This window comes from Alkalihalobacillus deserti, assembly GCF_020734105.1.
Classification (GTDB): Bacteria; Bacillota; Bacilli; order Bacillales; family Bacillaceae_D; genus Halalkalibacter; species Halalkalibacter deserti.
On sequence record NZ_JAJAFR010000018.1, the window covers coordinates 1 to 21,626 of the forward strand.

At 36.3% G+C, this 21,626-nt stretch carries 17 protein-coding genes, 1 rRNA gene and 2 pseudogenes; 10 read left to right on the top strand and 10 right to left on the bottom strand.

Annotation, left to right across the window (positions count from 1 at the left end):
* The 3 genes from LDX58_RS20695 to LDX58_RS26150 form a co-directional block, all read right to left on the bottom strand.
* Positions 1–346 (bottom strand): 16S ribosomal RNA (locus LDX58_RS20695); the annotation flags it as partial.
* Positions 347–943: 597 nt separating this feature from the next.
* On the bottom strand, positions 944–2,188 hold the full coding sequence (locus tag LDX58_RS20700) for a hypothetical protein (RefSeq protein ID WP_227938982.1): 1,245 nt from the start codon (positions 2,186–2,188) through the stop codon (positions 944–946).
* Between the two features lie 328 nt (positions 2,189–2,516).
* Positions 2,517–2,651: a hypothetical protein gene (locus LDX58_RS26150; protein WP_265416794.1), complete on the bottom strand. Its 135-nt coding sequence runs from the start codon at positions 2,649–2,651 to the stop codon at positions 2,517–2,519.
* A 727-nt stretch (positions 2,652–3,378) separates the two neighbouring features.
* On the opposite strand from LDX58_RS26150, the gene LDX58_RS20705 reads away from it, so the two are divergent.
* Entirely contained in the window at positions 3,379–3,594 is a 216-nt protein-coding gene (locus LDX58_RS20705) for a hypothetical protein (protein ID WP_227938984.1), read from the top strand.
* A 58-nt stretch (positions 3,595–3,652) separates the two neighbouring features.
* Positions 3,653–3,835, top strand: coding sequence for a hypothetical protein (locus tag LDX58_RS20710; RefSeq protein ID WP_227938986.1), 183 nt, complete (start codon positions 3,653–3,655; stop codon positions 3,833–3,835).
* Positions 3,836–4,248: 413 nt separating this feature from the next.
* Here LDX58_RS20710 and LDX58_RS20715 read toward each other — a convergent pair whose 3' ends face one another.
* From LDX58_RS20715 to LDX58_RS26515, 7 genes and pseudogenes are all read right to left on the bottom strand, one after another.
* A complete protein-coding gene (locus LDX58_RS20715) occupies positions 4,249–4,491 on the bottom strand; it encodes a type II toxin-antitoxin system RelE/ParE family toxin (RefSeq protein WP_227938988.1) in 243 nt (80 codons plus the stop codon).
* 88 nt (positions 4,492–4,579) lie between these two features.
* Positions 4,580–4,852 (bottom strand): hypothetical protein, encoded by a 273-nt coding sequence (locus LDX58_RS20720; RefSeq protein ID WP_227938990.1) that lies wholly within the window; start codon positions 4,850–4,852, stop codon positions 4,580–4,582.
* A 424-nt stretch (positions 4,853–5,276) separates the two neighbouring features.
* A complete protein-coding gene (locus LDX58_RS20725; RefSeq protein WP_227938992.1) occupies positions 5,277–5,654 on the bottom strand; it encodes a hypothetical protein in 378 nt (125 codons plus the stop codon).
* Positions 5,655–5,780: 126 nt separating this feature from the next.
* Positions 5,781–8,245: pseudogene (locus tag LDX58_RS20730) on the bottom strand (DUF2357 domain-containing protein).
* Positions 8,214–9,930: pseudogene (locus LDX58_RS20735) on the bottom strand (MrcB family domain-containing protein); the annotation flags it as partial. The pseudogenes LDX58_RS20730 and LDX58_RS20735, both read right to left, overlap by 32 nt.
* A gap of 114 nt (positions 9,931–10,044) precedes the next feature.
* Complete coding sequence (locus LDX58_RS20740; protein ID WP_227938994.1) at positions 10,045–10,668, bottom strand: BA5345 family protein; 624 nt, start codon at positions 10,666–10,668, stop codon at positions 10,045–10,047.
* 130 nt (positions 10,669–10,798) lie between these two features.
* A complete protein-coding gene (locus LDX58_RS26515) occupies positions 10,799–12,550 on the bottom strand; it encodes a DUF262 domain-containing protein (RefSeq protein ID WP_227938995.1) in 1,752 nt (583 codons plus the stop codon).
* A gap of 282 nt (positions 12,551–12,832) precedes the next feature.
* Here LDX58_RS26515 and dndB point away from each other — a divergent pair, with 282 nt between their 5' ends.
* The 8 genes from dndB to LDX58_RS20780 are packed head-to-tail and all read left to right on the top strand — an operon-like array spanning position 12,833 to position 21,608.
* Positions 12,833–13,927, top strand: coding sequence for a DNA sulfur modification protein DndB (gene dndB / locus LDX58_RS20750; protein WP_227938997.1), 1,095 nt, complete (start codon positions 12,833–12,835; stop codon positions 13,925–13,927).
* A 3-nt stretch (positions 13,928–13,930) separates the two neighbouring features.
* Complete coding sequence (gene dndC / locus LDX58_RS20755) at positions 13,931–15,496, top strand: DNA phosphorothioation system sulfurtransferase DndC (protein ID WP_227938999.1); 1,566 nt, start codon at positions 13,931–13,933, stop codon at positions 15,494–15,496.
* A 13-nt stretch (positions 15,497–15,509) separates the two neighbouring features.
* Positions 15,510–17,495: a DNA sulfur modification protein DndD gene (gene dndD, locus LDX58_RS20760; protein ID WP_227939002.1), complete on the top strand. Its 1,986-nt coding sequence runs from the start codon at positions 15,510–15,512 to the stop codon at positions 17,493–17,495.
* Entirely contained in the window at positions 17,492–17,863 is a 372-nt protein-coding gene (gene dndE / locus LDX58_RS20765; protein ID WP_227939003.1) for a DNA sulfur modification protein DndE, read from the top strand. The genes dndD (LDX58_RS20760) and dndE overlap by 4 nt, the downstream gene beginning before the upstream one ends.
* 12 nt (positions 17,864–17,875) lie before the next feature.
* A complete protein-coding gene (locus tag LDX58_RS20770) occupies positions 17,876–18,997 on the top strand; it encodes a cysteine desulfurase family protein (RefSeq protein WP_227939005.1) in 1,122 nt (373 codons plus the stop codon).
* 22 nt (positions 18,998–19,019) lie between these two features.
* Positions 19,020–19,208: a DNA modification system-associated small protein gene (locus LDX58_RS26850; RefSeq protein WP_372459265.1), complete on the top strand. Its 189-nt coding sequence runs from the start codon at positions 19,020–19,022 to the stop codon at positions 19,206–19,208.
* Positions 19,209–19,213: 5 nt separating this feature from the next.
* Entirely contained in the window at positions 19,214–21,226 is a 2,013-nt protein-coding gene (dndD, locus tag LDX58_RS20775; protein ID WP_227939008.1) for a DNA sulfur modification protein DndD, read from the top strand.
* A gap of 10 nt (positions 21,227–21,236) precedes the next feature.
* Positions 21,237–21,608: a hypothetical protein gene (locus LDX58_RS20780; RefSeq protein ID WP_227939010.1), complete on the top strand. Its 372-nt coding sequence runs from the start codon at positions 21,237–21,239 to the stop codon at positions 21,606–21,608.
* Positions 21,609–21,626: the final 18 nt, after the last annotated feature.

The following is a 21,626-nucleotide window of genomic DNA, read 5'->3' on the forward strand; positions in this document are numbered from 1 at the left end:
TCTGGGCCGTGTCTCAGTCCCAGTGTGGCCGATCACCCTCTCAGGTCGGCTACGCATCGTCGCCTTGGTAAGCCATTACCTTACCAACTAGCTAATGCGCCGCGGGCCCATCCCGTAGTGATAGCCGAAGCCATCTTTTATTCTAAAACCATGAGATCCTAGAAATTATCCGGTATTAGCACCGATTTCTCGATGTTATCCCGATCTACAGGGCAGGTTGCCCACGTGTTACTCACCCGTCCGCCGCTAACGTCATAAGAGCAAGCTCTTAATTAGTTCGCTCGACTTGCATGTATTAGGCACGCCGCCAGCGTTCGTCCTGAGCCAGGATCAAACTCTCCATAAAAGTGTTTGAATTGCTTCACGTATGTGTTGCAACAAAGCTCAAGTTATATCACGCTAGCGATATAACAATGTAATTTTGCTAAATTACTAAAAATTGACGAGATAATCATGTTATCTCTTTTCGCTTGGCTTTTGTTCAGTTTTCAAAGAACTACATCGCGTCACTTCGTTAGCGACATTTACTATCATAACACAACGACTCATTCTGCGCAATAACTTTTAAAAAGTTATTTTCGCGAATCGTTCTGAAACAACCAGTCGTTAACGGCGACAAGTAATACTATACCACAATAAATAATTCCGCGCAATAACTAATTTAAGATTAATTTTTGCGGCTAGGTTTAATAATTTACCACACTTCAAAACCATTAGCAACAAATAAAAAGCTCCTACTTCTTTATTGCCTTTTCACTTATTAGCTAAACATCCAACAAAGAAAAAAGAATCAACTGTTCCAAAAACAGTTGACTCTCTTTTTTCTACCTATTTAATGGTTCAATCCTATTTTAATAATATAAACAGAGATCTACTACCTATCCGAGTTCACAGCGATTGTGACTACCCGTCCATCACCTCCACTGTTTCAACCTAACTAATCTCACACTAACTTCCCAAGTTCGTCCACGAAAGCTGGTCTATTGATATACTGCTGTATTAAGGAGTTGATTACTTTCTGTGCTTGAATGTCACCACATACCTTTTGGAACCTTTGGATCAAGTAACCTACCTTTTTATATTGTTTTCGATTGCTCGCCCGTGCAGCCTCCGCCTTGATCAAGGTTTTAAATAGTTCAATCACTTCTTCAAGATGCTCTTCAATTAGAAAAGGATAAAGATCTTCTATAGAAGAAAGGTGACGTTCGCAATACTGAAGTAACTTACCCTTCATATTTTCTGTTTTTATAATTTCTAAATAAGCTGAAGGAGGATAAGTTTGTTTCTCGAACGTGGTAAGAATCTCTTCGAGGACTTCACTCCACTCAATTGGCTGATACAGCCCTTTTAATTTAGAATAGTAATCAAAGTCACCATTATTTAATAAATCTAATGCCAGTTTCCTTTGACCTTCTATATCACCCAGTGCCTCACAGGCCAGAAATCGATATTTTTTCCATGATCGAACGAGTCCTGGGTACTCCTTATTTAATTTCTCCCCTTCGTTACAAAGCCTAATCACATCAGAAAACTCGCCTGCTTCCATATGCGACGCAATCGCCATTTCTCTAAAAGTACTGTACTTGATATTAGCGGTTATAAACTCTTGTGCCTTTTCCTTAGTGTCGTAACGCTCTATCATCTCAAGTTGAAGTCGTTTTAATTCTTTACGATGATAATCTGAACTCCAAGAAGAATCCGGGAGGTTTTCAAGCATGCTGTTAAGATGCTCTTCAAGTTTAGCCCTTAAAACGGGGTTATTAGAAAAAGAAATACAGATCCTCAATAACCTTACTGACCAATCACTCCATCCGTCATAGCGTTTGTTTTGCGCTTCTTTTAAGATGGTAGAAAAAATCTTCCGTTGTTCACGGTCCGATAACTGATACATGCCCATCGAAACGGATTCATCCATGATCTCTAAGCTTCCCTCGATCACACCGCCCACAATTCCGCTTGAGTCATCACAGTACTGGAGCATATCAACAACAATTGATAACACCGCTTTACATAGCAACACAGCGCTTTCCGTATCACCTGCTATCATTTTGCGATGAGCTTCTTCTAAGGTCATCTCTGCTCCCACTACCGCTTGCCCCACGTCTCTCCACTCAATGAAACCACGACGCTTATATTGATTTATGTACTCCCTAATCAATTTCTTACTAGTAGATATCTCCGTTTCCATCCTTTTCTACCTCCACCTTGCTCGTTTTTAAAATCCGTACAATCACTCGGAAACCACACTGTTATAAAATCATACTATCATCGATCCGACAAAACTTTGAAAAAAAATATATACATCGATCAATTAGCTCTGAATCAAGATCTCTTTACCAACTTTTAAAAATTCTATCTCCCCTTATGTCCCATAGGATTTGCTACCTCCAGAGAATAACCTGTACACAATACAACAAAACTCACTAATAAAGGTAGTCTCCTACTACTAATTTATCAGTTCATAATAAATATGAGTAGTAATTGGATCATATTTATCCTGCTCGCTTGCAGGATAGCTAATACCCAATCTCCTTATATAATCCGTCCTTCAAAATCTCAATCCGACTCCACGCCCCGTTCATTTGTACCTCAACATCCTTAAACCGATCATTCTCTACCCCACTCGCCGCGTCTAACTGTTCGGAATCCAACTCGACCTTAATCCTGTCCGACACCCTTCTCAGCATCTACCAAACCGTCAACTCATCCTTCGATAACAACTCCGGCAGCTCCTTCGCTTCCTTTAGCCCCTTCAATCCGTTGAGTACCTAGGTCATGACTTAGGTATTAGATATATTCAATAGGAAGATCTGTTACTGTCTGACCACCCTGCCTTTCCCAAAATCTTCTTTTGAACTCCCCCCCGTCTTCGCAGAACCAGCATAGTTCAATTCTCGATTGGCCTTCTATTTGTTCTCAAAAAATAAATTCCACGGTACAACCACGACAAACTGTAATACACAAAATGGAATCGTCAAGTCCCCAGTAATCTAAACAGGCTCTAATATTTAATGAACCGTAACCTTATTATCGTGCTGCACGATTTTTTCCCCTTTTGCCCGTAATAGAAGTCACCTCGTCACTCCGTTGCCAAAAAAACTAAACATCAAATCCCAACTAGAACAATAGTCTCATCAATCCCTCATACTTTCACCCCTATAATCATCCAGTGTTTTCATAATCAACTATTACTAATTTCTCAATTCAATTAAATTGCCATTCTGCCCCCCTAAAAACCCCCTTCCTGACCATATAGATTAGGTAAGAGCCAATTCTTCCCTTCCGTTTATAAAAAGGGACATACATAAAAAAGGTGGAGCAATTTACATAAAAAACTCGTGCTCAACCTTAAAAAACTTACTAGATAGGAGAATACATATGATTCCCAACATCACGTACGCAGTAAGAAATCCACTAGTCACAAAAGCGATGCAAATCTATGCAAGTAAAGATCGTCGCAAGAGCCAACAAGAATTGAATCACTCTCCTAAACGAGAAACACAAGGATCAATTACAGACAAAGTTAAATTACACGGTGGTAGATATGAAGTAATTGAAATGGAGAAGCAAAGTTCGTTTGATGTAAGAGTGTAGGGTCTTAAGTTATCTTCGTGAGAGGATATAATAAAAGAAATAACTTTAATGGAGAGCAATGAAGAAATATATCAATATAACAAGCGAACAATGTATAATGGAGGATTATATCTTTGACGTAAACATAATAGCTAATTCCGCTTTTCTTATCTTTCAACAGTTTCTTTTGGCCAAAGACATTAATGAGCACGGCTTGAATCCGGTTCAATACCGCATTCACACCAACCAATTAGCTGCTTAATATAAAACTCTAACTTTTGGGGGTCACATCATAACCAGACTCCTGTGAAAATTGTTTTTGTTAGAAATCGCAATAAGAAGAGCGAATGGCTAGCGATTCTAAGAAAATTAGTAATAGGTTGATATCAAAAATTTTGGTTTCTTCCTCCCCTGCGCATCACTAATCGGCCGGACCACCACCTGACCGTTGGGAACCTTCCTTGCAAAAATAAAATTAGCCCAGTTCAATAAACTGAGCTATTACTTGCATTTAATATCAACCTATTATTCAACTGCGTCTATAGTTTAATTATTATGATTCACAATCTTTCTGAAGTATTTCTTTCTCGCAGACGATCCATAATTTCATAACGCTGAGATTCTTAATATATAAACATCAATGGTTGTCCTTTTGAGCAACAGTCATTGTTATTCTTAATTTCGTTTTCGCTGAGTTCTTGAGGGTAAAATGTTAATAACATCAACGTAGCCATCACTTTCATGAACTGCATAGTAAATGATATAGTTTAACATTATATGTCTACTTTTTCCGTAGGTTATTCTCCTTAGCCCTTCAAAACTACCACTTTCAACAGATTTCCCTATGAAAGGGTTCCGAGAAAGAGTAACTTCAATGTGATCAATGATTTCATCTTCTTTAGAAAACCACCATTTCAAAGTTTCTTCTCCTTGGTCAGAGAAAAATTGCTGGATTTTATCTAGACACAATTCAAACTCCTCTGTAAAAAGCACTATATAATGACTGCTATTTTCTTTTTTCATTACGCTTAGATTTCAGCTCGCTTCCAGAATACCTTTTCATTTCTGGGGTGTCTAAATACCTTGACAATGAAGCTTTAAGTTCAGGATATTCATCAATTTCTTTTGATAAATCATCAGTCAACTCATTCCGTAAAACGGTATTATCCTTTTCCACTTCAATAGAAAATAATTTACCATTAATAACAACAACGCCTGACTCTTTTCCTTGCAGAGCATTATATAATTCTTTTTTTGCATGTTCACTTAGTGAATTCATTACCATCACCTCAGTTATATTATATCAAATCTAGGTTTAGGAATTCCATTCATGGTCATATAATATTGCAATATTTGTTCTTAAGTTTGTAATCTAATGCCCCCATTCACTTAATTGAATAAAAGCATTATTCTATTCTCCTTTAAACGAAAAAGGGCTTGTCATAGTCATTCAAATGACTGTGACAAGCCCTTTTGCTCCATACACACCTGTTCCTTGTTGTAGTCTTGGTTTTAATTGTTACCATTTGTCTCATCGGTCAAACTAGTACCTAGAAACAATAATCCTCTAAAATAATCCTTATTGTCTTCATTTCTTTTCCTACTTATATAGATCTTGTTGATTCATTCACTGGAAATTTTTAATTCTCTCCTTGTTACTTAAATAAAGACTCCTATAAATCATGTTACGTGGTTTCAAGAAATCATTGTTTGTTTAAAATGATTTCTTCTTTTTTATTCTCCCATATGACAGTGGAAGCAATTTCTTCCGCTTTCTTTAATCTAAATTCAGATGTTATATCAAATATTCCAAATCTCAGCGTCCCGTCCTCATTTACTCCTTCACCTTCCATGTCAATCTCCATATTCTCACCGTTAATAACATATCTTACTAAGTCGTTTGGATATGCATTTGGACGTTTATAACTTAAAACAACCTCTACATGATCTGTTTTTTCTCCACCAGAATTCAGTTTAGCTTTCCAACTTTCACTCTCACCAACAAAAACATATGGACCTGATTGACAGCCACTAAAGATAAATACGATCATCATTAAACTTATTATAAAGTTACGAGACAAAAAGAATTGCACCTCCCTCTATAAAGTTCCTTTTATAATAGATGTCCTAAATTAAAAAACATACCAAAAAAGCGTTACTGATGGTGTGACAGTAACGCTTCCCGTTAAGAATAGACTTCACTCTTCTTAGCTCTCAAAAACCCTCAAAACCTCCCGAAACACTCCAGTAGGCCTTCTCCTCAACTCCTCCATCTCAACCACTCTCTGAACTCTAGCCTTCACAATCTCAATCACACCATCTTCACTATTCATCCGTACCTCTACATCCTTAAACCGATAACTCTCACCCCCACTCGCCTTATCCAAATGCTCCGCATCCAACTCCACCTTCACCCGGTCCGACACCCTTCTCAGCATCCGCCAAACCGTCAGCTCATCCTTGGACTTCATAAATAACTCCGGCAATTCCTTCGCTTCCTTCAACTGAGCAAGCGTCGTCATCGCATACCCAGCAATTCCGTAATTGACAGGCTTAATCACATCCGGAAGGTTCACCCATGACTCAACCGTCAATCGAACCTCACCATCTTCACCCACCGTAACATCCTTCACCTGTCCGTAATTCCGTACACCATTCCGACCAACGCCAGCTTCCTTACTCACATACAAAGCCACATACTTCGCTTCCTGCCAGCCAGTCTTCAGTTGTTCGGGATCCAATACATAAACAGTCTCTTGCATACACCGACGAAACTGCTCCTCCGTTGACACAACCCCTACCAACACTTTCTCATCCAAAGAAGAAATCCACTCTTCCCTCGTTCCTCTCGGCAAAATGCCTTCCTCTTGTATCTCTTCTGGACTCTTTTCGATTAACCTCTCAACAAACTGCTCCACCAAATTCGTAGCTGTTGGTAAAAACGGCAAGCCCCCAATATTCACTTCATCAATGCTTTGATAAAAATAATGCTCCTGATACACCTCTTCATCTTTCCATGGAAACAACACATATGCCCCAAAGGCCGTTCGCTCATAGGGCCCTTCCTGCCTCGCCACAATCGAATCCCGGTAGCGATGCATCGTATTAATATCCTCTTCTAACGGACCTGGCGTTTGATAGCGATTTCCATAAAAGCTATCCTCCACCGCAAAATCAATTCGGTACTTCGCATCAAACACATAGTTAAAGGAATAGTCCTTCCCCTTCTTCTCGATACTCAAGACACTATCTGGCTTTTGCGTTGTCGTTGGATTTTTCTCCACCATCTGATACATTAAGACAATTTTCTCGTCAGTTACCGGATGCTTGAACACTCGTTTCGCGGATTGATTCGTATCTAACCGTACGAATAAACCATCTCGATTCACCTTGACAATATCTTGGCTAATGTGTATATATTTCCTACGCAATAGTTGTCCCAGCTTCAAAAACGTCCAGCACTCATACAGCTCTGCGACATCCTTGACCGACATTTGACAGAACTTACCCTGCAAAGCAAGGCCTTTTGACACCGTTAAATAAATTTGAAACGCATCCCGGTATCCAGGTGCCATCTGCAACACAAGACTCATCACCAAACGGTTCAACACCCCAACTTCTTTCCAAAACGGATTCTTCCTTTTGACATTTAGCTTCTGAATCATGTCTTTTACTTTATCCAAAAGCTCCTGATCCGCCTCAACCTTCCGCCATTTCTGATTCGTCAGCTTGCCATACAAATACTCCAGTTTATCGACAAGCCTCGACATCATCCATTTCACATAGCGGTTTTCTGTCGTATCATAGGTGAGCTCTTTTTTGATCTTCAGTCCCTTACTCGGCATGACCCTCTTATCCTTAATGCTTACACCATTCTTCACTTCCACAAACACATGTGGATTCTTCCTGAGGTAACTCCGCCCCTTCGAATCAAGGCGCTGCAGCTAATCCCCTCTCGCTTTCTCGTGTGTCTTCACTAGCTTATGATGCGGCTGCCGCTCAATCCGTTCAATCGCCTTTAAAAACGTCTGAAAATGAACCGTGATCAACCGGTAAAACTCCGCCAGTGAGGGTTGTCCATCTAGTTTAATTTGTGCCCCTAAGTACGTCTTTTTCAAAAAATGATAAGCCAGGTTGTAAATCTCATCGTTCACTTCTTCTAACAGCTTTTGATAATCTCGCTTGTAATCCAGCTTCGATGGAAACACTTCAATCGTCACTTGCAGCAACGTTTCACGCTCATCTTGAATCTCAAACGTCGAAAGACCAACCTCGTTTTGAAACTGGAGATTCCCCATTAAGATGTAAGACGTACCAAGACTCACCCGACTAATCGCCTTTCGTAACCCAGGATGATCATGTAAAACCTTAACTCCTGATCTCCCTTTGGATGAACGATCACTTGATACACACTATTCTCAAAGAAAATCGGCCGATGCTTGTCATAGCTTACAAGCGCTTGCTGCTCAATATCATACACAAGAACCTTCTCTACCGATTTCCCATGAACATCAAATTGCATGACATCATGAAAATCAAGTTTCCTATACTGCCGCAATCCCTCATACCGCTCATGATACGGTCTCCCTTTAATCACAAGCGAAAACGTTGTGGTCTCAATAACAACCAGCTCGACTTCCTTAGGAGCTGATCCAGAAGGAAGTAAAGCCATCGTCCTCTAACCTCCTCATCATCTCTAACACTTTTTCCGCGCTCTTTGGATAAGCCGAATAGGTGACATCCTCCATCGTCACGTCCTGAGCATATTCAATCTCTTTATTCGTAAACAACTTAAACAACGCTTTCAGCACCCGTTCAATCCGCGTATCACTCCCTGATAAGCGCGGCAAGATCTTCTGTAAAATACAATGATCCAAAGCTTCATTCCGTTTCATCAGGTTGCTGCCCTCGTTATAAGCGAGATAAAAACAAATCTCATCCCGTACCCGGTAGCCAATGTTCGTTGAATTGATTTGCAGTACCTTATTAATCTCCACAAGAACACTCGTCACCTCTTCGACTAAATCCGGATAAACGGAATAGACATCCTTTAAATGAAGATACTTGGTCGCAAACACATCATTATGTAAAACAAGCGCATCCTTCTCTTCTCTGTCTAGCAAGAACGCTAAGTAATCAAGCTTCACCCGATTAAACTCGAGCGTATTCGCCCGGTCCAACACCTTCTTACTAAACGGATGAGTCGTTTCATCCATATTCACCGTTCCAATAATGTACACATTAGCAGGAAGATAAATCTCTTTTCCCGCAACCTCCTCTGATAGAATCGTCGATGTGACCAACTTTCCATCCTCCCACTTCCGACTCTCCATCACACTAAGCAAATCACTAAAATAATGCTCCACCCGCGCTAAGTTCATTTCATCCAACAAAACGAAATAAGGACGCTCTGGATGATTGATCGCTCTTTTCAACACACTTGTCAAAGGACCTTTTAAATTCTCCCTTAATATCTGTGTATCCAAGTAGATCCGATCCATCGCTCCAATCTGGTCGAACAGGGATTAAGGCAAATTGACCGTTTTCTTCAGTTGCCCCTACACTCTCGGCAAACCACTGAACAATTTTAGTTTTACCTGTGCCTGATATACCAGATAAGATGGCAAAAGGCTTGGTTTTTAAGGAGAGAAAGAAATTGGTGACTTCTTCTTTTTCGTAGTAAAAGCCTTTGCTCGTTATGTAGGAATGCACATGCTCAATCACATCTCTAGAATTCATCAACTTCCCACCCTCTTCCGCAACAGGAGATACACCAGAACTCACTCCATCATACTGTCTCTTTAAAGCGATATACTCCTCGTAATAGGAAGTCATCTTTTCTAAATCCTGAACAAGTTCCGCTTCAGAAGGCATCTCATCAACTGAGTATTGAATATAAGCAGCTGTTGAATTCGCATAATCGCGTGCACGCTTGGATGGACCAAGATCAATCTGGTCATCCTTTCTTACCTTTGGATCCATATCAATCTTAGAGCGAATCTCTAGGTTGATTGCCGCCATTTCTTCTTTCGTTGTTTCCGTCACTCCTTGCGCCAACGTTAAGTAAAGCTTTTTCATATCCTCACTAAACAGATAAACGATGTAATAGCCACGCTGTGTTGAAGTGGTAATTGCATTGTTCATAATCGCAACCCATGGAACGATCGCCCAGTTTCCTTGTCCAACAGAACCGGTTACTGTGTAGATTGAGTGGATAAATGGTAGGCTCCTAATCTCGTTAGGTACCTCGTTTCGAAGGACAGAGCCCATTGGGTTGCCTGCGAAGGATTGTTGTCTGGTTTCTATGTAGTTGTTCATGATATGTAAGAATTGATTGCGGAGGTTGGTGGTCATGGTTGTTTGCTCCTTCTTTTATCGATTTTAAATGAGTTAAAATAGACTCCCATTTAAAGGGTATAGTTCATTTCACCTTCAAAAATAGAGCATACTACATGTATTCCACTCTTCAATTTAACTTGTTTTTATCATTTCATCTAAATAATAGCCTTGATAATGCATTAAATTGCCAGAATGGTACTTGTAATTTTTCCAAATTCCTAAACTAACAGCTATTTGTAAAATTATGATTAATGTTGTAAATAGAGTGAATTCAGCATAAAGTACTACCCAACCACTAGATAATAGTATTGTAAAAAACATACTAAACAATAATGTTCCTAAACTATGGATTAAAGTTAACCTATCCCTATAACGCTCTTTTATTTCGGCCCTAACAGATTCTGTTTGCTTATTAATCAAATTATCCCACTTATATTCAATAAAAAAATACTTATCTTTATCATTCATTTCATTCCACTTTAAGGGATAAGGAAAATTTTCTACTTTTCCTGTTATTTCTTTAATTTTAATTTTTCTAATTGTCCAAAAAATAGCAAAATAAAGTTCATGTAGCAAATAACCTAAGGGTACCCCTATACTTGCAAGTATTGCAGTAATACTTAAAGACTTAAATGCATCTTTTTCCATGATATAAGTTACTGTTCCTGGATCTGTAATAGTAATAACACCTAGTAACCACGCCATAAGAATCCAGCCTGGTATTCCCCATCTAACTATTTTACTTCCTTGAACCATGCACACCACACCTTATTGTTAATTATTTAACTAATTTCATGAAAAAACCACCCATAAGCGAGTGGCTCTCAACTATAATTATCATCCTTTTTAATAAATCTTTTAATTGTTTGATATAAAATTATAAAACTTAGTAATATCTCCAAATTGTTAATGCTTCATTTGCCATTCTTTGCTGACGTGTTGTAATTGCTCCAAAATCCCAAATCTTTTGGGATGCATATAACTCTCTTGGATAGGACAAGCCTGAGTCTTTGTAAATTGGCTTCTTATCTGAAAAGTCTTTATTACTAACTTTTTGGTTTAAATCACTTTCTAAGATAATCAAATTCCCCAATCTATAAACAAAGTCCTTATATTCTGGATTATTCCTCACATGATTCCACTCTGCTAAACGTCTAGCAGCCTGTGAAGGTTTTTTAGGCATTATATGTTCTACATGTTGTGACGGACTATGCGGTAAAGGAACAACCCCAGTCATCCTTTGCCTTTCTAAATTCTCCAAAATATAAAATGCTATATTATTCGATTTTGTTGAAAAGTTAATGAAGTCTGTAAGAAACTCCTGATCTGATGTTAATTGTTCCATGTAATTAATAGTATCCTCTAGTGTCCGATTAGAATTTCTCAAAGCCTCCGACATTTGCCCAATTTCCTTTTCAAGATTCTCCACCGAGTTTTTTCCTAAAGTAAAAAATCTAAAACAAAAAACTAATGTTGCATTAACAAGCCTCTCAAAATTAACTTCTTCATTATTAAATAGAACTGCACCAGTTAATAACAAGGGTAATGAATGTGTTATATCTAATGCCTTAAAAGCTGTTAACTTTTTTGTTATTTGCTCATTCCAGTGCGAGGCTCCAAGTAAATTTATTCTCGCATACCAAATCGATTCATCTTTCAATTGTTCTAAGTATTGTATTGAATCTACTTTAGCAATTAAATTACTAATAACTTTAAACAGACTTACCTTTTTTACCGGTCCGTGAACAGAAGCATATTGAAAACGCAAATAGTCTGTTAAATCTTCAGAATCTATATTTTCAATGATAGTATCCCATTTTTGCTTAATGCTGTCTCTTCTGTGCTCTTCTACAGATTTAAAAATTTCATTTTTAATAATATCTGAATCAGTTAGGTCTTTTCCTCTATTATTTATAGTGCCGAATATTGTATATGCTGTTTCTCTGTCTCTAACCCTAATTTCAAGAACAGTAAATAACCTAATGAATGTACTTATATAACATTTCAATTTTTCATGTAAAATTTCTTGAGTAATGTTTTCTGGAAATTCAATCGATAATTGCTCAAGGAAAAAATTATAAGCTTCTTTAAGCCTCTGCCTAGATGAAGGAGGATTTTGCTTTCCAATAGGATGAATTCTTAGGTAATTTTCTCTGTCAGTATCACATTTTGATAAAACTATGTAATTTTTATATAGGTCATTTACAGTGCTGTCCAAATAAAGTCTTTGCTCAAAAGGTTGGTCGTAATCATTCCTTTGAAGTAATGGAGTAATTATTGAGCTAATCCCAGATTTCTCAGTTTGATTATTTAAACGAAACGATACTTCAAGTAATACTTTTAAAAAAATTGTACTTACCGTTAACCTTTGCTGACCATCAGTGATTTCAAACTCATTACTAGATTCTGTTAGAAGAATTGTTCCAAAGAAATGAGGCTTCACTTCTAACTTTTGCACAAGATTAGGAGTGTAAGCATTTTCGAATGTATTCTTAAAATCAATCCAAAATTGTTCCAATTCATCTAGGGTCCAAGCAAAATTCCGTTGATAATCAGGGACTCTGAATACTCTGTTTTCATTAGTTAGAATTGATTTAATGTTATGTTCCTTCGCAATAAAATAATCTCTCGGTTCCACTATATTATACCTCCAAAATTTAATCCAATAACATCTTACTATTAATTACCAATTATATCATTAATAACCTAATGTTTTTAAAAATTAATTTACTTAACTCGACAGAGAGTGAAATGTTAACCTATTATTTCAAAGTCAAAATTCAAAGTCGTCTTATTAGAAAGAAATTTATAATATTCCCTGTTAGATTTCTACAAAAACCAATGCAATTCGCTTGAACTTGTCTCTATTCTTATATATTATAAAGTTATAAAATTACGTACGTAAAAAGGGTGGATGTATATGAACTCAGCATTTAGTTATAATTTTCCTGCTTTAAAAGGTGTACAAGGTGGAAAAGAGTATTATGTTGTTATGGTCCCTTTAAGGCTTATCCCGAAAATCTTTCTATTTGATGAAGAAGAAATACCACCTGAGCACCGCTCTCAGAGAATTCTAAACAAATCTCGAGTACCTGATATAGCTAATTATATGCTCGAAAATTCTAAGGAATATGTCTTCTCTTCATTAACTGCATCCATAGATGGGCAGATACAATTTGAAGCATTTAGTGATAATCCAAACTTTAAAGATTTAGGCAATTTAATAGTTTCACTTGATTCAAAATTTCTTATAAATGATGGACAGCATCGCCGTGCTGCTATTGAAGAAGCATTAAAGATATCACCAGAACTTGGAGAAGAAACAATTTCAGTAGTCTTCTACCACGATCACGGTTTATCTAAATCACAGCAAATTTTTGCAGACTTAAATCGACATGCTGTCAATACCACTTCTTCCATAGGTATCCTTTATGACCACCGTGACCAACTGGCTATGTTAACTAAAGAAATCATATCAGATACACCATTACTTGCACGCTATACCGACAAAGAACGTGTTTCACTTTCAAAGAATTCACCGAAGCTATTTGCTTTAAATCATATTTTTAATACGAATCAGAAGCTCCTAGGGAAAAAGAAGGGTGAGTTCATATCTGAACAAGAAAAATCATTCTTGAAAGAATTCTGGGACACACTTACTAACTCTATGACTGAATGGAAACAAGTACTAGATAAAGAACTAAACCCCAGAGAACTTAGGGCCAATTACATTGTTGGACATGGTGTATTCCTTGAAGCCATAGGGATTGTGGGGCATTACCTTTACTTTAATCATCCATCTGATTGGAAAAAATATATCGATAAATTAGGCTATATTGATTGGAATCGAAGTAACAGCAAAGATTGGATGGGACGGGCTTACGGTCAAACTGGTAGAATTAATAAGACTAACCAAACGATCACATTAACTTCTAACCTAATCAAACTGAAATTATCTCTTCCGCTAACTGAACAAGAGGAAGAAATGGAAAATCTATTAAAACAAGGTGTGTAATATATGATAAATAATTTGATATCTAATATGATAAATAAAGACTTCCCTATAGTGGATGAAGCTAAAAAACTAATACAAGAAATGTATTTAGAAGATCCCCGTCCATGGGTTGTTGGCTATAGCGGTGGAAAAGACTCTACGGTCGTCGTTCAATTAGTGTTTGAAGCTCTCTCTGATTTACCTAAAGAAAAACTTCATAAAAAAATATACGTAATCTCTTCAGATACACTTGTTGAGACTCCTTTAATTATTTCGTCTATTAACAATACATTAAGAAGAGTGCAAGACCAGGCCTTAAAATTAGGATTACCTATCGAAACACATAAAGTAAAGCCGCCAGCTGAAAAATCTTTTTGGGCAAATATAATAGGTAAAGGTTATCCTTCGCCTAATCAAAAGTTTCGTTGGTGTACCGATCGATTGAAGATTGAACCAGCAAACCAATTTATTTTAGATAAAGTATCCTCTTTCGGTGAAGTTATCATGGTGTTAGGTGTTCGTGATGATGAAAGTGCTACAAGAGCTAATGTTATGAAGTCACATACAGTTGAAGGTAAAGTCTTAATGAGACATTCAACCTTATCTAATGCTTTTGTATTCGCACCTATTCGCAATTTTTCATTAGATGATGTTTGGAGCTATTTATTGAACTATGAATCTCCTTGGGGTGACGACAATCATGCTCTTAATAAACTTTACCAAGATTCATCTAGTGGTGAGTGCCCTCTCGTTGTTGATAAAACAATTAAAGAAAGTGCAGGCTCTTGCGGTAACAGCCGATTTGGATGTTGGACATGTACTGTTGTGACAGAGGATAAAGCACTTAATGGTTTTATTGAGAGCGGTGAAGACTGGATGCTTCCCCTTCTTGAATTCCGAAATTGGCTTGCAGACATTCGTGATGTTCGTTCTTACAGACAAAAATATAGAATGAATGGTCAAGTTTATTTTAGAGATGTTCGTATTGAAACAATCGACGGAGAAGATTTTGTTCTTATTCCTAAAAAATCAAGAAGAAAAGAAGAAATAATCCGTTTAGACACATTTACTATTGTTGAGAAATCAGCACTTAAAGAGTATTTAATTGAACATAATATCGACCTCTCAAGTAGTGATGAACCTAATATCCTTATTAGAGATGAAGATAAGTATCAGCGATTAGGAGTAGGACCATTTACAATGGAAGCACGTGAGTTGATCTTACGTAAGCTTTTAGAGGTTCAACGTGATTTAAAACACCCTACTGAACAAAATCACGAATTAATCAGTGAAGATGAATTAAAGGTAATCAGACGTAGCTGGTTAGAAAACGGAGAATTTGAAGATCGAGTTCCTCAGATTTTCCGAGAGGTAATGGGATATGATTTAGAATGGGAATATGATGACCGTCCGTTATTTGATGCTGAACAGATTACTGACTTAGAGCTTCTGTCCGAAGAAATGAATGTTGACATGAAATTATTAAAGAAACTTATTGCAATAGAAAAAGGCTATAACGGTTATAAAATACGACGTGGAATTGGCCAAGAGCTCGAAAAAGCGTTAAAACAAGATTATTTACACCTATAAGGGGACTTAAACCATGCAATTAAACAAAGTAATTCTAAATAACATAGGTGCTTATAAAGGTGTACACGAAATTGATTTATCTGTATCCCCACCAAATCAAAACGTGATTTTATTTGGTGGCGAGAATGGCGCCGGTAAGACAACACTTCTTAACTCAATCCGACTTTCACTCTTTGGCGCTTTTGCTTTCGGCTATATGACTGAAAATGATAACTACTATAAACAGATCTATTCACTCTTAAATAAGTCGGCAATCCTTGAAGGAGTAGATCATTATCAAATCATTTTGGAGTTTACTGAAGTTGAGCACTATGTAAAAAATGAATATCGATTTATTCGAAGATGGCATTTAAATAATGGATCTCCTAAAGAACAGTTTACGATTATGAAAAATGGTCAGTGTCTAAATGAAGTTGATAAAGAAGCCTATCATTCTCGTTTAAAGGAGACAATTCCTCCAGAACTATTTAATATGTGTCTATTTGATGGAGAAGAAATATCAAGAATTGTAAATGATAATCGTCTCTCCGATTACTTAAAGGCTTCAGCTAAAGTTCTTTTTAATTTGCATCTTTTTGAAGCACTTGAAAGTGACTTATCACAATATATTAAACAAGCACAAATGGAAAAACAATTGTCTCAAGACGAAGAAGATATTTACAAACTTGATGAAGAGATTCTAAGTTTCTATCGTGACTATGAGAAATTTATAGAAGAAGAACAACAGATTCAAAGTCAAATTGTAACTCTTGAAGAGAAATCTGAGGAACTAAAGAAACAATTTGACCTTAATGGTGGTCTTGTAAAGGAAGAACGCGAATCCCTTCAATCTAAAGTAAATGACATTGAAAACCAACGTAAACATAACTCTGAGAAAATGAGAGACTTTATTTCTACAGAACTTCCTTTGTTTTTGTCTAGAGACTTGTTCTTTGATGTAAAACAGCAAATGGATCTAGAATATTCTTTCGAGTTACACGACCAACTGTCTCAAAAGTTAACAGATGAAAAGATGGCTGAACTTGTAAGTGGTATCGTAAATGGATCTACAGAACATACAACTGAGTTGAAATCACGTTTTCTAGCTTTGTTTCCAAAGCCAGATTCAGACTTAATACACCGGGCTTCCTTTACTCAAAGAAGTGAAATTCAATCAACCGTAACTGAATTAGAAAGATTAAATATTAACTCGTATATAGAATTGATTGAAGAGAATCAACGTCTTCTAGAAGAAGCTAGAGCTCTTCGTAAGAAGATTGAGATTAATGATTCAACACATGACTTTAAAGATATTATTTTTGAAATCGAAGATATATCTAAAGACGTAACTAACTTACAACAAAAATTATCGTCAATTGAAATGGATCGAGAGTCATTAGGACATAATATTGCTGAAATAGAAAAGACTCGTGACAGTAAAAAAGAACAATTGCTTGCTAGTGCAAAAGCAACAAACTCATTCGCTATCGCTCATAAAGTACAATTATTAAGTGAACAATTTCGTATTCAACAACTTCAGAAAAAGTTACAGCATGTCCAAATTGAAGCTACCAGAATGTTAAATGACCTTATGAGAAAAAAAGATTATGTCACAGCTGTTAATATTGATCCAAAAACATTCAATGTAACTCTGTATAACAATAATAAACAGGAAATCTTAAAAGATCGCTTATCATCTGGTGAAAAAGAAATCCTGTTATTATCTATCGTTTGGGCAATGTTTAAATGTTCTCGAATTAAACTGCCGTTTATTTTCGATACATTACTTGGACGTTTAGACAAAACTCACAAACAAACAGTTCTATCAAAACTGATTCCTACTTGCAGTGATCAAGTTATTATCTTAAGTACTGATTCTGAAATCGACAAAACTCACTACGATATCGTAAAACCATACATTGCAAAAGAATATACTCTAGACTTTGTTATATCAGAGGAAAGTGTAGCTATTCATAATCGATATTTTGAACTTTCTCAAACCGAGGTGGCAGTTAAATGAATTTCCGATTAAAGACCTCAAGTTATGTAGCGGATCGCTTAAAACAATTACAATCTTCTACTAACTTAACACCAAACATACTAGCAAGAATCGGTGTCTCTCTTTCATTAAAACAAGACTCTATTCCCACTCCGCCCTCTTCTGAGGCTGGCGGGCTTGAATTCAATAGAAATACGTTAACTGGTGAACACGACTACTTATACAGAGCCCTAATTGCACAACACGCTCAAAGGGAAGTTAGTGACGACGAATTCTTCCCTAACCTTTTTAACGCTCATTTAGAAAGAGGAATTAGACTCCTCTCTGGTGAATATCAACATGCCGGAAACTACGATAAATTTATTCTTAATTTACTACGCCAATCATAGTAGGTGACTCAGATGCTCTATCTAGATAATAGTGCTACCACACAAATGTTAGTTGAAGTTAAAGAAGCCATGCTCCCTTTCTTACTCGAAGAATTTGGAAATCCTTCGAGTAAGTATTATTCGTTAGCTATAAATGCTAAGAAAGCAACTGATAAAGCGCGTGGTCATATTGCAAAATTACTCGGTTGCGATTCGGATGAGATTATTTTCACCAGTGGCGCAACCGAGAGTAATAATATGATTATTAAGGGAATTGCTGATTATTATGGACAAACAAATAAACATATCATAACTTCAAAAGTGGAACATCCTTCAGTTCTTGAAACATGCCGCTACCTTGAAGGAAAAGGATTCACTGTAACATACTTAGATGTTGATTCATACGGACGTGTTAATTTAGACAAACTAAAAGAAATAATTATTCAATCTCCCCCTCTTCTTGTTTCGATTATGTGGGGAAACAATGAATTAGGATCTCTACAACCTATTGAGGAAATCGCTACTCTCTGTGTTGAACATAACGTATTCTTTCATACAGATGCCACACAGGTTGTCGGTAAAGTCTTTACTTATATGTTGAATATTAAGGGCTTAGATTTTCTTTCATGTTCAGCACATAAGTTTCACGGTCCCAAAGGAATTGGAGTTGCTGTCATTAAGAAAGACCGTAACAACCTAAAAACAAAGATTACTCCCCTCTTGCATGGTGGAGGTCAAGAAAACGATTATCGAAGTGGTACTCTTCCTGTTCATAACATAGTAGGTATGGGAAAGGCAGCGGAGTTAGCATGGATTAATTTTGATCAAAATGTTGAACATCTCAATTCATTAGAAATCCACCTCCGTTCGATTCTGAAAAGAAAATTTGGAGATGTCGTCGTGTTTAATAGCGATGATTCTGATAAAATTCCAGGCATAATTAGTGTTCAATTTAAAGGAATTAACAACGAAATGCTAATAAAAAATCTAGCTGAAGTTGTAGCTTTATCCTCAGGATCCGCTTGCAGTTCATCCAAACCAAGTCATGTATTACAAGCAATTGGGCTTAATACCGAGGGGATAAGATCGACCATCCGCTTTTCACTTTCTCCTATAGTTAAAAAAGAGGAATTGGATATATTCAATCAACTATAACTAGGTTATTGGAGGAATTAGTATGAAAGAAATAAAAAGACGAGAGTTTGAACTCTTAACAAATATATGTAAGGATCACGAATTACCTCATGATTTAGTTAGTAAGTTACTAAAAACTTCTGAGATAAATTCATATGAAAACAAGCCCTCACGTGTAAGAAAGAAAGAATTGTTAGACCTAATTGAATTTCATTCCAAAAAGTCTAGGTGATATGAATGCTACTTAAAAGATTAATATTTGATAATTATAAAACTTACTACGGGCATCAAGAATTAGATTTATATATCCCTCCACAAGCTCAACAAGAAGAAAACAAAAATATTATATTAATTGGCGGACTAAACGGCGCTGGGAAAACAACAATTCTTAAGGCTATTTTATTTGTTTTATTCGGAAAGCGTGGAATGAGCGATACTGAATATAAGAGGTTATTTTCAAATGTAATCAATAATACTTTCTTTGATGAAGGAGGAAGAGATTGTTCCATCACTCTCTTCCTCGAAACTGATAAGAAAGAAGAATGGGAACTTAAAGTCTCTTGGAGCTTTGATCAATATAAAAGAGTCTTAAAGGAAAACCGCGACATCACCATCAGAAAGCACAATGCTCGTCATGGCCAAACTGCTAAAATTGATAATATTGAAGTATATAACCGGTTTATTGATAAAATTATCCCTTATTACGCAGCTCCCTTTTTTATATTCGATGGTGAAGAAATTAAGGATACCATATTAAGACAAAACAGCCGTGAAATGAAGGAAGCAATTCAAAAGATCACTGGAATGAATTCGTATAAAGACCTAATTACAGACTTAAATGAGATTAAAAAGAACCTTCAAACGGAAATTGCAAAAATAGGCAATAGCAAAAAAATCGATAATGTTCAAAAAGCACTATTAGAAGAACAAAAAAAGATTGATGAATATCAATCAAAGGTTGATCATTTCACAAAAGAATTAAATATATTTAATTCTGATGCTCAAAAGATAAAAGAACGCCGTGATGAAAAATTAAAATTAAATATGAAGTCACGAGACAAATTAATTAAGAAAAGAACGGAACTTGAAACAAAGATTAAATATAAACAAGACCAGTTTAAAGACACCTTCAACAGTAATGCAATTTCAATTATTCTTGATCCTAAGATTAACAACTTAATAACGGAAGTTAAAAAGGAAAAGTCCCTTAGAGATAAAGCTATGATGGTTGAAGCATCTTTAAAACCATATCATAAGTTCATAAATGAATTGTTAGGCCATGAAATCTCACCTTCTTTAACTGAGGAACAATATAAGCAGATAAAAGATATTGGTGAAAGAATTTGGATGAAAGAAGACAGCATTTCTAGTGAAAGTACAGACTATATTGAACTCCATGATCTATCCCCGAGAGAGTACACAACACTCACTTCGAAAAAGAATGTAGCTACACAACCTATAATTCAATTAGTTAACGAAGTTGAGAAACTCAACCAACAAATTGAAGAAATGGAACAAGACATTTCTTTAGCACCGGATGCTGTAGATGTAACCCAAGAAACTAATGAACTAGACAAACTATTGAAAAAAACCGGTGAAATTGAGTTACGGTATAAAGCAATTAAAAGTAAATTGCGTAGTAGCCTTGAAGTAAAGAATACTCTCGATCGCCAAATGGATAATGCCTCAGGTCAAATCGGTGATTTAGGCAGTGTTGAAAGAAGATATAATGATGTTGTAAAAATCATAAATGCTTTGGAAGAATATATCATTAAGAGTACAACTCTAAAAGCTGAATATATAAGTGAAGAATTCTCTAGAATGTTGGTTAAGTTGTTTCGTAAACAAGATGAGTTCGGAAAAATTGCTTTTGATACGGAGACCTATACGGTCAGATTATATAATGATCGAGGGCAAGAAATTAGCATACATGACCGATCTGCGGGAGAAATGCAAATGATCTCCTCTTCTCTAATATGGGCACTCACGAAAGCTTCAGACTTGAGCCTTCCAATGGTAATTGATACCCCACTAGGGAGATTAGACAGTGTTCACAGAAACCATCTTATCAATCACTATTATAAAGAATTGAGTGAACAAGTTATTATCTTATCAACGGACACTGAAATTACGGATGAATACGTAAATTTAATGAAATCACATTCATACAGACAATATATGCTAGATTATAACGAAGATAAAAAGTACACTGTTTTACGTGATGGCTATTTTGAATTTTTGAAATCGTGAGGGGTTAGTAATGGCAAATCGCAAAATGAACTTATCTATGACTGGAAAAGAGACGTTGGACTTATTAATTGAACATCTAGATTGCGAACGCCCTTTTGCAATTAAATTAGCTTTAGCTAAAGGGTTAGCTAAAGCCAACGGCACTGTTTCTCCGAGTCAAGATTACTCCAATGGAAAATGGACAATTCCGGATAATATAATTAGGGACGATGATTATTTACTCTTTAAACATTTAATTATTAATGAAATTGGACAACCACTATCGGAAGATGAAATTGATAAACATATGATCCTTTTTATTGAATATGGATTACAAGTCATTAAACAGGAAATAGATGAGCTAACGTCACTTGAAGATTACCGAATTAAAATTCTAAGTTAAATTCAAAAACCACCCTGT